The following is a 12,254-nucleotide window of genomic DNA, read 5'->3' as shown; positions in this document are numbered from 1 at the left end:
GTCCCCCCTCCCCCCCCCCCCCCCCCCCCCCCCCCCCCCCCCCCCCCCCCCCCCGACCCCCCCCCCCCCCCCCCCCCCCCCCCCCCCGCGGCCCGGGTGAGGAACACCGTCGCCGAGCCGGGCCCCTGCGGCTTGACCTTTCTGCGCAGTTCCTCCGGCTCCACCGCCGAGCCCCGCTTCTTCACGGTCAGCGTGCCGACCTCGCGTTCGCGCAGCAGGGCCTTCAGCTTCTTGACGTTGAAGGGGAGTTGGTCGGTGATCTGGTAGGCGGAGGCGTAACGGGTGGGGCGCAGTTCGTCGGACGTGACGTACGCGATGGTCGCGTCCAGGAGCCCGCCGCCGACCTCCTCGGCCACCTCCGCGACCAGATGGGCCCGGATGACCGCGCCGTCCGGTTCGTACAAGTACCGCCCCACGGGCCGGACTTCGGGGTCGGGCAGGCCGCGGGAGGGCAGCGTGCGCGGGCCGGGCAGCAGGGTGGCCCGGAACAGGCCCGGCTCGGTCCCGAACCACAGCACCGCCTCCTTCACGTCCCCGCCGTCCGAGATCCACTCGGCCTCGGCCTGCGCGGGGATCGCCTCGTGCGGGATGCCGGGGGCGATCTTCAGGGCCGCGCGGGGTGCACCGAGTGCCGCCTCCACGGCCCAGGACAAGGGCGGTGAGTACGCCTCCGGGTCGAAGATCCTTCCCCGCCCGCCCCGCCGCGCCGGGTCCACGAACACGGCGTCGTAGCCCGCCGTGTCCACCTCCGTGACGTCCGCCTCGCGCACCTCGATCAGCTCGGCGAGCCCCAGCGCCTCGGCGTTCGCCCGTGCCGCGGCCGCCGTCAGCGGGTCCCGGTCCACGGCCAGCACCCGGATCCCGGCCCGGGCCAGCGCGATCGCGTCGCCGCCGATCCCGCAGCACAGGTCGGCGACCGAGGTCACCCCCAGCTCCTTCATGCGACCGGCCCGGTACGCCGCCACGCTCGCCCGGGTCGACTGCTCGACGCCGTTCGGCGTGAAGAACATCCGCCGCGCGTCCTCGGCCCCGAACTTCGCCGCCGCCCGCTGCCGCAGCCGTGCCTGCCCCAGCGCCGCCGACACCAGCTCGGCGGGGTGCTCGCGGCGCAGCCGGGTGGCGACGGCCAGCTCCTGCGCGGGGTCGGTGTCGCGCACCTCGTCGAGGAGGGCGCGGCCTTCGGGGCTGAGGAGGGGAGCGAGGTCGTTCACCGGGTCATTGTGGGCCAGTCGGTGGACGGTGCGCCTCCGGGCGGCGGTGTCGGACCGGGTTCGGGGCGGGGGCCTGCGAGGATCCGGCACCATGCGACTAGTAGTACAAAATGACAAATGTCGGGCGGTACTCCAGAGGGTCGCCCTCCGCTGCGGGGTGGTCGCCCTGGCCTCCGCCGCCCTCGCCTCCGGCTGCGCCGCCCCCGACGCGGACTCCGGTGCCCACCCCGCCCCCGGCCGGCAGCACGGCCGGGGCGGTCCCGCCGAGGCCGGTGACCCCCGGGCCCGCCTCGCCGCCGAGCACGCCCGCCTGGTCGCCGCCGCCAGGCTGTGGCAGCTGGACCGGGTGCCCATCGCGCCACCGGCTCCGCCGGTCAGGAAGCCGAAGATCACCCCGCGCGACGGCTTCGAGGTGGACGGCCAGGAGGAGGAGAACCTGCCGCCGGTCTTCACCACCGTCCCGACCAGGCAGAAGGTCGTCTTCCTCACCATCGACGACGGTGACAACAAGGACCCGGACTTCCTGCGCATGATGAGCGACCTGAAGATCCCCTACTCGGCGTTCCTCAGCAACTACCTCATCAAGGACGACTACGGCTACTTCCGCCGGATGCAGTCGGAGGGCCACACCCTCAACAACCACACCCTCACCCACCCCTACCTGCCCAATCTCTCCTACGAGGAGCAGAAGGACGAGATCTGCGGCATGCAGGACATCATGAAGAAGCAGTTCGGCAAGGCGCCGACCGTCTTCCGCCCGCCCTACGGCAACTACAACGGCGACACCCTGCGCGCCGCCAAGTCCTGCGGGATCAAGTACGCGCCGATCTGGGACGAGGAGGTCTTCGTCGACCACTGGGAGTACCGCGACTGGGACCGCAGCCTGCACCCCGGCGACATCGTGCTCACCCACTTCCGCGGCCGTGCCGACTGGGACGGCACGATGGTCGACGACATGCGCCGCTTCCTGAACAAGGTCACGCGCGAGGGCTACGCCGTGGCCCGCCTGGAGGACTACCTGTGAGGCCCGGGGGGCGACCGGGGGGCAACTCAGGAGGCCTTGCCGAAGGCCCGGCCCGCCCGAGCGACAACAGGCCACGGCAGCGGCCGGCTTCGGGGAGTGGGGGTGGGGATTCGGGGGGTGGGCGTCGTTCGGCTGCTTCGGACAGTGGGGACGGCGGTCGGGCGGGTGGGCGTCCTCGGCTCGCTTGGGTGATTGGGCGTGGCCGTGCGGCAAGCGGTCGCCCCCGGGCCGCTTCGGTAGGTGAGGGCGGCGATCCGGCGGGCGGTCGCCCTTGGCTCGCATCGGTAAGTCGGGTTGTCCGTAAGGCAAGTGGGCGCTCTCGGCTTGCTGCGGTAAGCGTGGGTGGTGGTGCGGCGGGTGTTCGTCTTCGGCTGGGTTCGGGGCGTGGGGGTGACGGTGCGGCAAGTGGGCGCTCTTGGCTTGCGTCGGGAAGCGGGGGCGGTGGTGTGGCGGGTGGGCGTCGTTGGCTCGCTCGGGCGAGTGGGGGTGGCGGTGAGGCGGGCGCGCGTCCTCGGCTCGCGTCGGGAAGTGGCGGCGGTGGTCCGGCGAACAGGTGTGCCGGTGGGCGAGATGTGGGGGGCGGTGGGCGGCGGGTGCTGGGTGGGCCGGCCGCCGTCCTGGCCGCGGCTCTCCTCCTCGCCGGCTGCGCCCAGTCCGTCGACCCCATCGAACGCCTGGGCAAGCGGGCGGCCCAGGGGGTACGGCCGCCGAGCCCGGCCGGCGACCAGGCCTACCGCCGCTGGGGCCTGACCGCCCCCCTCGCCGCTCCGCCCAGCCACCCGGTCCGGCCGCTGACGGCTCTCCGGCCGGACACCTCCCTGCCCCGGGTCGTGCACCGCGTCGCCACCACCGACAAGGTCGTCTTCCTCACCTACGACGACGGCGCCGAGCGGGACCCGCGGTTCGTCGACATGGTCCGCGGGCTCCGGCTGCCCGTCAGCTTCTTCCTCACCGACAGTGTCGTGGGACCCGGCTACGGCCACTTCGCCCGCCTGCACGCGATGGGCGCCGGCATCGAGAACCACACCCTCGACCACCCGGCGATGCCCGGCCTGCCCTTCGCCGGCCAGCGCGCCGAGATCTGCGGCCAGCAGGAGAAGCTCAGGTCCCGCTTCGGCGTCCGCCCCCGCCTCTTCCGGCCGCCGTACGGCACGTACGACACCACGACCCTGCGCGCCGCCGCCGACTGCGGCATCTCCGCGCTCGTGCTGTGGCGGGCCGCCATGACCGCCGACGGCATCACCTACGCCGGCGGCGCGAAGCGCCTGCGCCCGGGCGACATCATCCTCGTAGGCCCCGACGAGGCCACCGGCCCGACCCTCAAGGAGCGCACGCGCCGTCTCCTGCGCCTGGTACAGACGAGTGGCCTGACGGTGGGACGGCTGGAGGACTACCTGTAGGGGGTGACCAGGCCCGTTCAGGGGCGAAGCGGGGGCGGCAACCCCCTGGGCGGAGGGCGACTCCGAGCACCGATCGGACCCCGCGCAGTCAAGATCTCGGCCGACGCGCCGCACGGCATTGGCACTCCGCTTGACCGAGTGCTAACCCCGGTCATAGTCTCGGCTCTGGCACTCCCCCCTGGAGAGTGCCAAACAAGCGACGGGCAGGTCCGGCACCCGCGACGACGGATCCACCTGGTCGCCACCTCAGACAGTTAACCCCGTGAGATCTCCGAAGGGGGAGGTCGGATCGTGACGACCACCAGCTCCAAGGTTGCCATCAAGCCGCTCGAGGACCGCATCGTGGTCCAGCCGCTCGACGCCGAGCAGACCACCGCCTCTGGCCTGGTCATTCCGGACACTGCGAAGGAGAAGCCCCAGGAGGGCGCCGTCCTCGCCGTGGGCCCGGGCCGTTTCGAGAACGGCGAGCGCCTTCCGCTCGACGTCAAGGTCGGCGACGTCGTCCTGTACAGCAAGTACGGCGGCACCGAGGTGAAGTACAACGGCGAGGAGTACCTCGTCCTCTCGGCTCGCGACGTGCTCGCGATCATCGAGAAGTAGTCACCTCGAGCAAACCTTTGCTTTGAGCTGCGCCCCTGGCCCCCGCGACCGATAACGAAGCCGGGCGCCCGGGGCGCAGTTGTCTTTACACCCACAGATTTCCGAGAGGGCTGCCGCTGTCATGGCGAAGATCCTGAAGTTCGACGAGGACGCCCGTCGCGCCCTCGAGCGCGGCGTCAACAAGCTGGCCGACACGGTGAAGGTGACGATCGGCCCCAAGGGCCGCAACGTCGTCATCGACAAGAAGTTCGGCGCCCCCACCATCACCAACGACGGTGTCACGATCGCCCGTGAGGTCGAGATCGAGGACCCGTACGAGAACCTCGGCGCCCAGCTGGTGAAGGAGGTGGCGACCAAGACCAACGACATCGCTGGTGACGGCACCACCACCGCCACGGTTCTCGCCCAGGCGCTGGTCCGCGAGGGCCTGAAGAACGTCGCCGCCGGCGCCTCCCCGGCGCTGCTGAAGAAGGGCATCGACGCCGCGGTCAAGGCCGTCTCCGACGACCTGCTCGCCTCGGCCCGCCCGATCGACGAGAAGTCCGACATCGCCGCCGTCGCCGCGCTGTCCGCCCAGGACCAGCAGGTCGGCGAGCTGATCGCCGAGGCGATGGACAAGGTCGGCAAGGACGGTGTCATCACCGTCGAGGAGTCCAACACTTTCGGTCTGGAGCTGGACTTCACCGAGGGCATGGCCTTCGACAAGGGCTACCTGTCGCCGTACTTCGTGACGGACCAGGAGCGCATGGAGGCCGTCCTCGACGACCCGTACATCCTGATCCACCAGGGCAAGATCGCCGCCATCGCGGACCTGCTGCCGCTGCTGGAGAAGGTCATCCAGGCGGGTGCCTCCAAGCCGCTGCTGATCATCGCCGAGGACGTCGAGGGCGAGGCCCTGTCGACCCTGGTCGTCAACAAGATCCGCGGCACCTTCAACGCCGTCGCGGTGAAGGCCCCCGGCTTCGGCGACCGCCGCAAGGCGATGCTGCAGGACATGGCCGTCCTCACCGGTGCCACGGTCATCTCCGAGGAGGTCGGCCTCAAGGTCGACCAGGTCGGCATCGACGTGCTCGGCACCGCCCGTCGTGTCACCGTCACCAAGGACGACACCACGATCGTCGAGGGCGCCGGCAAGCACGAGGACCTGCAGGGCCGCGTCGCGCAGATCAAGGCCGAGATCGAGAACACCGACTCCGACTGGGACCGCGAGAAGCTCCAGGAGCGCCTCGCGAAGCTGGCCGGCGGCGTGTGCGTGATCAAGGTCGGCGCCGCCACCGAGGTGGAGCTGAAGGAGAAGAAGCACCGTCTGGAGGACGCCATCTCCGCGACCCGCGCCGCGGTCGAGGAGGGCATCGTCTCCGGTGGTGGCTCCGCTCTGGTCCACGCTGTCAAGGTCCTCGAGGGCAACCTCGACAAGACCGGCGACGAGGCCACCGGTGTCGCGGTCGTCCGCCGCGCCGCCGTCGAGCCGCTGCGCTGGATCGCCGAGAACGCCGGCCTCGAGGGCTACGTCATCGTCTCCAAGGTGGCCGAGCTCGAGAAGGGCAACGGCTACAACGCCGCCACCGGCGAGTACGGCGACCTGGTCAAGGCCGGCGTCATCGACCCGGTCAAGGTCACCCGCTCCGCCCTGGAGAACGCCGCCTCCATCGCCTCCCTGCTGCTCACGACCGAGACCCTGGTCGTCGAGAAGAAGGAAGAGGAGCCGGCCGAGGCGGGCCACGGCCACGGTCACGCCCACTGACGCACGTCGGTAAGCCGTAGCGAAGGCCCGGCACCCCGGAAGGGGCGGCCGGGCCTTCGTCGTGCGCTCCCCAGGACCTGCCCGGCAATCCCTAGCTCTCCAGCGGCTCCAGCGCCCCCAACTGCCCCATGAGCCCGAGCCGGTCGTACTGCCACCAGCCCTCACGGATCTTGCCGTCGCCGTCGAACCGGAAGATGGTCGTGCCGGTCATCGACACCTGCCTGCCGGTGTTGGGCAGGCCCAGGAACTCGCCCGTCTGGATGCCGTTCCAGGTCCAGCGGGTGCAGACCCGGTCCCCCTGGGTGAGCTGGTCCTCGACCCGGAACGTGAAGCTGAAGGCGTCCCGCCACATCTCGATCTCGCGCCGCATGTTCTCCAGCCCGAGGTTGTCCTGTTCGTTGGCCGGATCGTGGTCGTGGTAGTTCTCCGCCAAGAGGCCGTTCAGCGGGGGCAGCGGCCCCTGCACCTCGACGGTGGCGAAGAACCGGCGCGCGGTGGCCGCCTGCAACTGCTCGTCGCGCACCACGTCCAGGTCCGTGAACGTCGGCATCTCGTCGCAGAGGGCGACCATGTCCCGGAAGATCCGGTCGGTCTCCGGCAGGTTCGAGTTCCGCATCGCCTCCTCGTACGACGGGAACTCCACGATCTCGATGACGTGGGACGCGTCCGAGCGGTCCTTGCCGACCACGGCATGGGTCGCGGTCCGCTTCCCCTTGGTCTGTTCGACCCACTGGTCCATCAGCCGGTTCATCTCGTCGAGCCGGCTGGTCCTGCAGTCGATGAGCTGTACGAACGTCATGGCGCCGCCTCCCGGCCCCCTGGGTCCGGATCCGTCAGGCCCATTTTCCCACCGGAACGCGGCCGCCACCCGTCCTACTGAGGCCCGTACTTGCGCCCCGTCCTGGAGCTGATCCCGCCCATCAGCCCGCGCGGGGTGACCTTCACCAGTCCCATCAGTGCCTTGTACCGGGGGTCCGGGATGGACAGCGTCTTCCCGCGCGCGAGGTCGGCCAGAGCCGTCGAGACCACCTTGTCCGCGTCCAGCCACATCCAGCCCGGAATGTTGTCCGTGCCCATCCCGGCCCGCTGGTGGAACTCGGTGCGCACGAAGCCCGGGCACAGCGCCATCAGCCTGACCCCGCTGCCGGCCAGGTCCTTGGCCGCACCCTGGGTGAACTGCACGACCCACGCCTTCGAGGCGCCGTACGTGCCCCGCGGCACGAAGGCCGCCACCGAGGCGACGTTCACCACCCCGCCGCGCCCACGCTCCCGCATCGCCCCCGACGCCGCCGACGTCAGCCGCAGCACCGCCTCGCAGTGCACCTTGAGCATCTTCAGCTCATCGGCCATGGGCACCTCGAGGTAGCGGCCCTTGTTGCCGAAGCCGGCGTTGTTGATCAGCAGGTCGACCGGGTTCTTCCGGTCGCCGAGCCGGTCGGCCACCGCCTCGATGCCCTTGTCCTCGGCGAGGTCGGCGCTCAGCACCTCCGCCTCGATGCCGTGCCGGTCGTGCAGCTCGGTCGCCTGCTCGCGCAGCCGCTTGGTGTCCCGGGCCACCAGGACCAGGTCATGCCCGTCAGCCGCGAGCCGCCGCGCGAACGCGGCACCGATCCCCGCGGTCGATCCCGTAATCAGAGCCGTTGTCATGGCCCAAGGGTAGTGACCCGGAGCGACAGCGTCCGCTGCGCCGTGACGGCTCCTCAGCGGTCCTGCGCGGCGGCGTACTTGCGAGCGGCGGCCAGCGTCTCGCCGTGCAGCGCGTCGCCCGCCACGAGCAGCCGGGGCAACAGTTCCCGCTCCGTGGTGACCGCGCGGAACTGCAGCGCCGCCGTCACCGCGTGGTCCGGCCGGTGCACGATCTCGATCGGATCGCCCGTCCGTATCTCACCCGGTTCGATCACCCGCAGGTAGGCACCGGTCAGGCCCTTCCGGGTGAACCTCTTGACCCATCCCCGCTCGCCCAAATGGCCCTGGAACGTACGGCACGGAATCCGCCCCGAGGTCACCTCCAGAACCAGCCCGGACCCGATCCGCCAGCGCTCGCCGATCAGCGCCCCCGAGACGTCCAGACCCTCGGTCGTGAGGTTCTCGCCGAAGCAACCATTGGCCAATGACCGGCCGAGTTCACGCTCCCACTCGTCCAGGTCCTCGCGCGCGTAGGCGTACACCGCCTGGTCCTCGCCGCCGTGGTGGCGCAGGTCGCACACCGTGTCCCCGGCGACGCCGCTCGCGCCGACCCCCTTGGGCCCGGGAGCCGCCACCCGCACCGGCCCCTCGACCGGCTGCTTGTCGATGCCCGTCACGCCCTCGGGCTGGTCCGTGTACGGCACCGGCTGCGGGTGGCCGAGATTGACCGAGAGAAGCTTCATGCCCGCACGGTACGGGACCGCACCCCAAAGCGTCGACGCAATATTGGGCGTCTGGCCCAAGCCAGGCTTATGCTCGGAGAGTGATCGAGGCCCGTCATCTCCGCGTCCTGCGTGCAGTCGCCACCACCGGCTCCTTCTCTGCGGCCGGGCGGGAGCTGGGCTGCACCCAGCCGGCCGTCAGCCAGCAGATGAAGGCCCTGGAGGCCTCCGTGGGCACCCCCCTTCTGGTGCGCAGCGGCCGCGAGATGCGCCTCACCCAGGCGGGCGAGGCCCTCGTCCGGCACGCCTCCGGGATCCTCGCCGGGCTCACCGCCGCCGAGGAGGAGGTCGCCGCCATCGCGGGCCTGAGGGCCGGGCGGGTCCGGCTGGTCTCCTTCCCGAGCGGCAGCTCAACCCTGGTCCCCACCGCCCTGGCGGCCCTGCGCGCCGCCCACCCCGGCACCCGGGTCTCCCTGGAGGAGGCCGAACCGCCGAAGTCCGTGGCGCTGCTGCGCGAGGGCGACTGCGACCTGGCCCTGGCCTTCCGCTACGAGGGCGCCGCCGTGGCCGAGGAGTGGGACGACCTCGTAGTACGTCCCCTGCTGATGGACCGTCTCGTGGCCCTCGTGCCGGAACGGCACCGGCTCGCGCGCGCGGAGTCCGTCGCCATCGGCGAGCTGGCCCGGGAGCCCTGGATCGCGGGCTGCCCACGCTGCCGGGGCCAGCTGGTCGAGGTGTGCGAGAGTGCTGGCTTCACGCCCCGCATCGACTTCGCCACCGACGACTATCCGGCGGTGGTCGGCCTGGTCGGCGCGGGTCTGGGGGTCGCGGTGCTGCCGCAGCTCGCGGTGGAGTCGGTACGGCCGAGGGGAGTGCGCACGGTGGCGCTGGAACCGGTGGTGCGCCGCCAGATCGTCGCCCTCACCCTGCCCGACCTGGCACAGGTGCCGGCCGTGGCGGCGACGCTGGAGCAGCTGGCCCGGGCGGCCGGGCGCGTATAGAGGTACGTCGGCAGGATCACGGGCACGCACGTGGCGTGCCCGATGGGGGTAGAGAAGCACCCGGTGGTCCGTGGGTGCAGAAACGTTCCTTCAGTGGTTTGAGGCGGTGTCACCGCTGGTGGTCGATGCCGTCACCAAGCGGTTTCGCGCCCGCCCCATCAACTCCTCACGCTCATCCTCGGTCAGGCCGCCCCAGACGCCGTACGGCTCGCGCACCGCCAGCGCGTGCGCCGCGCACTCCGCACGGACCGGGCACCTCATGCAGACCTCCTTGGCCGAGTTCTCGCGAGCGCTCCGAGCCGCCCCGCGCTCGCCCTCAGGGTGAAAGAAGAGCGAGCTGTCCACGCCGCGGCAGGCAGCAAGGAGCTGCCAGTCCCACAGGTCCGCGTTCGGTCCGGGAAGGCGGGAGAAATCTGCCATTACGTGACCCCTTGTAGCCGTTCTGGGCGGATACGGTGCCAACGACCGTACATCTCCGGTCTAAGGAGATGAAAATATGACTCATTGCGAATCTAGCTCCAGACACTGAGAAACGGGAGCAAAAACGGCTAAATGGGGCATAGGTTGTGATGAAAAGTTGAGGGTCCGTTGGGCATGTCTGCACCGTGTCGGGACCCTCACGTAGAGTGCCGAAGACGGCACGCAGCCCCGTAACTCTTTCGAGTGACCGTCGTTGAGAGTGCGGAGGCGGTTGAAAACACAAGCGCTCGGGCAGGCGTCCGAGACGGTCGACCGCACAGGTGACGATTCCGTACCAGCCTGGAGGCTCAAGGTGACGCGCATCAGCTGCGGAGGGCGGTCATGACATCCGTCCTCGTCTGCGACGACTCCCCGCTTGCCCGAGAGGCGCTGCGCCGCGCGGTCGCGACCGTGCCCGGCGTCGAGCGTGTGACGACGGCGGCCAACGGCGAGGAAGTCCTCCGCCGCTGGGGCGCCGACCGCTCCGACCTCATCCTGATGGACGTACGCATGCCCGGCCTGGGCGGCGTCGAGACCGTGCGCCGGCTGCTGTCCGCCGACCCGGGCGCGCGCATCATCATGCTCACCGTCGCCGAGGACCTCGACGGCGTGGCCCTCGCGGTCGCCGCCGGCGCCCGGGGCTACCTGCACAAGGACGCCTCGCGCGCGGAGCTGCGGGCCACCGTGACCCAGGCCCTCGCCGACCCGACCTGGCGCCTGGCCCCGCGCCGCCTCCGCTCGGCCGAGATGGGCGCCGCGCCCACGCTCACCGCGCGTGAGATCCAGGTGCTGGAGGGCATGAGTCACGGCCGCTCCAACGCCGAGATCGGTCGCGAGCTGTTCCTCTCCGAGGACACGGTCAAGACGCACGCCCGCCGCCTGTTCAAGAAGCTCGGCGCCTCGGACCGGGCCCACGCGGTGGCCCTCGGCTTCCGCTGGGGACTGGTCCGCTAGGAAGTGCGTCCCTGCCGGCGAGCGGGGTCGATCCGGCGCCGGGCACCGCTCCCGGGGCCGGAGGCGATCCGCCTTCTCCGGCAGGAGCGGGGCGGTGCGGCGGCGTCCGGCACACTCGCGGGCACGGCCGCCGTATGCCCCACGCCGGTGTCCGGGCCCTGCCCGCCGGGTGCGCGTCCCTCTTGGCGACTCGGTGATCCGCCGCAGGCGCCCGTGGAGAAGGCACCCTCGGGGGTGCCCCCCGCCGTTCCCGGGCGTACGCCCGCGCGATCCCTGAAGGAGTGTCCCGGTTGCCCGCGCACGTCGATGCGAGGCGCTTTCGCGGGCCGATGCCGACCGCCCCGGGGACGCCTGAGACACACCGCTCGCCGGCCTCGCGGCCCCGGGCGGGAACGGAGGCGTGCCCCGTGCCGGTGCCACGGTTTTCCGCCGAGGCGGGCCGGTCCCGCTCTCCTGCGGGGGTCGGGTCGCACTCGACCGCGCGTGTGATGCGCCACGGAACGGCGCACGGGCCGTCCGCCGGGACGCACGCGCCCGTGGCCGCCCCGAGTGGCCGCCGCAGAGGGAAACACCGCGGTCCGGGGCCGCTCGGCGCCCAGGTGCCGGGGTGTGTGCGGCCCGGGTGCACGGCACCGTCGGGGACGGCTGCGGGCCTTGCGCAGGACGGCCCGCCGGACGCCCGCTGCTCGTTTCGCCGCGGATGCCGCATCCTTGAGATGTGGAGTCTCTCGGGGACGAGTCGGTCGAGCGGAAGGGGAGGGCGCAGGGAATGAGTGCCGGCGCACCTACTCATAACGCTTCGGTGCACAACCACGAGCAGAATGCGACGGACCGGACGGCCACAAGGCACCATGGACCGATGCGCGAGGACGAGGCGAGCACGGCCCCTGGGGCGTTCGGCGCGCTCGTGCATCGTGCCGTCGACGGGGACGAGCAGGCCACGCACGATCTGCTCGCCCATGTCCACCCCCTGGCACTGCGCTACTGCCGCACCCGGCTGTCCCGGCTGCCCGGCGACGCGCGCCACTTCGTGGAGGACCTCGCCCAGGAGGTCTGTGTGGCGGTGCTGCTCGCCCTGCCGCGCTACCGCGACACCGGCCGTCCCTTCGAGGCGTTCGTCTTCGCCATCGCCTCGCACAAGGTCGCCGACCTGCAGCGCGCCGCGATGCGTCACCCCGGTTCCACGGCCGTCCCCTCGGACGAGATGCCGGAACGCCCCGACGACTCCCTCGGCCCCGAGGAGCGCGCCCTGCTCAGCAGCGATGCCGAGTGGGCCAAGAAGCTGCTGGCCAACCTCCCGGAGAACCAGCGCGAACTGCTGCTGCTGCGCATCGCCGTGGGCTTGACCGCCGAGGAGACGGGGCAGATGTTGGGAATGTCACCCGGCGCCGTACGGGTGGCCCAGCATCGGGCGCTGAGCCGCCTGCGCGCGCTCGCCGAGCAATAACACCCTTGGGCGGAGCCCCCGCAGCTCCCTCCTCTGAACAGTCGCGCACCCGCTTCCGTACGAACA

The 12,254-nt window shown here is 71.5% G+C and carries 11 protein-coding genes and 1 pseudogene; 7 read left to right on the top strand and 5 right to left on the bottom strand.

What is annotated here, in order from left to right; genetic code table 11:
* Nucleotides 1-83 precede the first annotated feature (83 nt).
* A pseudogene (locus AC07CM_RS31095) lies at nucleotides 84-1,211 on the bottom strand (THUMP-like domain-containing protein); the annotation flags it as partial.
* A gap of 91 nt (nucleotides 1,212-1,302) precedes the next feature.
* Here AC07CM_RS31095 and AC07CM_RS31090 point away from each other — a divergent pair.
* The 4 genes from AC07CM_RS31090 to groL all read left to right on the top strand — a co-directional run bounded on the left by AC07CM_RS31090 (nucleotide 1,303) and on the right by groL (nucleotide 5,979).
* Nucleotides 1,303-2,235: a polysaccharide deacetylase family protein gene (locus AC07CM_RS31090; RefSeq protein WP_478879791.1), complete on the top strand. Its 933-nt coding sequence runs from the start codon at nucleotides 1,303-1,305 to the stop codon at nucleotides 2,233-2,235.
* A 593-nt stretch (nucleotides 2,236-2,828) separates the two neighbouring features.
* Nucleotides 2,829-3,635: a polysaccharide deacetylase family protein gene (locus tag AC07CM_RS31085; protein ID WP_478879790.1), complete on the top strand. Its 807-nt coding sequence runs from the start codon at nucleotides 2,829-2,831 to the stop codon at nucleotides 3,633-3,635.
* A gap of 291 nt (nucleotides 3,636-3,926) precedes the next feature.
* Nucleotides 3,927-4,235 (top strand): co-chaperone GroES, encoded by a 309-nt coding sequence (gene groES, locus AC07CM_RS31080; RefSeq protein WP_020132158.1) that lies wholly within the window; start codon nucleotides 3,927-3,929, stop codon nucleotides 4,233-4,235.
* 121 nt (nucleotides 4,236-4,356) lie between these two features.
* Entirely contained in the window at nucleotides 4,357-5,979 is a 1,623-nt protein-coding gene (gene groL, locus AC07CM_RS31075) for a chaperonin GroEL (RefSeq protein ID WP_478879789.1), read from the top strand.
* A 91-nt stretch (nucleotides 5,980-6,070) separates the two neighbouring features.
* Here the strand turns inward: groL and AC07CM_RS31070 are convergent, their stop codons facing one another.
* The 3 genes from AC07CM_RS31070 to AC07CM_RS31060 all read right to left on the bottom strand — a co-directional run bounded on the left by AC07CM_RS31070 (nucleotide 6,071) and on the right by AC07CM_RS31060 (nucleotide 8,348).
* Entirely contained in the window at nucleotides 6,071-6,778 is a 708-nt protein-coding gene (locus AC07CM_RS31070) for an ester cyclase (protein ID WP_478879788.1), read from the bottom strand.
* Between the two features lie 74 nt (nucleotides 6,779-6,852).
* Nucleotides 6,853-7,626, bottom strand: a complete 774-nt coding sequence (locus AC07CM_RS31065; protein ID WP_478879787.1) for an SDR family NAD(P)-dependent oxidoreductase — start codon at nucleotides 7,624-7,626, stop codon at nucleotides 6,853-6,855.
* 53 nt (nucleotides 7,627-7,679) lie between these two features.
* The gene (locus AC07CM_RS31060; RefSeq protein WP_478879786.1) at nucleotides 7,680-8,348 is read right to left on the bottom strand and encodes an MOSC domain-containing protein; all 669 of its coding nucleotides are present in this window, start codon (nucleotides 8,346-8,348) and stop codon (nucleotides 7,680-7,682) included.
* 80 nt (nucleotides 8,349-8,428) lie between these two features.
* On the opposite strand from AC07CM_RS31060, the gene AC07CM_RS31055 reads away from it, so the two are divergent.
* Complete coding sequence (locus tag AC07CM_RS31055) at nucleotides 8,429-9,328, top strand: LysR family transcriptional regulator (RefSeq protein ID WP_478879785.1); 900 nt, start codon at nucleotides 8,429-8,431, stop codon at nucleotides 9,326-9,328.
* A 90-nt stretch (nucleotides 9,329-9,418) separates the two neighbouring features.
* On the opposite strand, the gene AC07CM_RS31050 is transcribed toward AC07CM_RS31055, so the two are convergent.
* Nucleotides 9,419-9,748, bottom strand: coding sequence for a WhiB family transcriptional regulator (locus AC07CM_RS31050; RefSeq protein ID WP_478879784.1), 330 nt, complete (start codon nucleotides 9,746-9,748; stop codon nucleotides 9,419-9,421).
* Nucleotides 9,749-10,129: 381 nt separating this feature from the next.
* Here AC07CM_RS31050 and AC07CM_RS31045 point away from each other — a divergent pair, with 381 nt between their 5' ends.
* Both AC07CM_RS31045 and AC07CM_RS31040 read left to right on the top strand, forming a co-directional pair.
* A complete protein-coding gene (locus AC07CM_RS31045; protein WP_003948568.1) occupies nucleotides 10,130-10,741 on the top strand; it encodes a response regulator transcription factor in 612 nt (203 codons plus the stop codon).
* 859 nt (nucleotides 10,742-11,600) lie between these two features.
* On the top strand, nucleotides 11,601-12,188 hold the full coding sequence (locus tag AC07CM_RS31040; RefSeq protein WP_478879783.1) for a sigma-70 family RNA polymerase sigma factor: 588 nt from the start codon (nucleotides 11,601-11,603) through the stop codon (nucleotides 12,186-12,188).
* Nucleotides 12,189-12,254 lie beyond the last annotated feature (66 nt).

The organism is Streptomyces sp. NPDC044061 (assembly GCF_056434305.1).
Note: the sequence above shows the minus strand (reverse complement) of the source record. Positions and strands in the feature narration are given on the sequence as shown.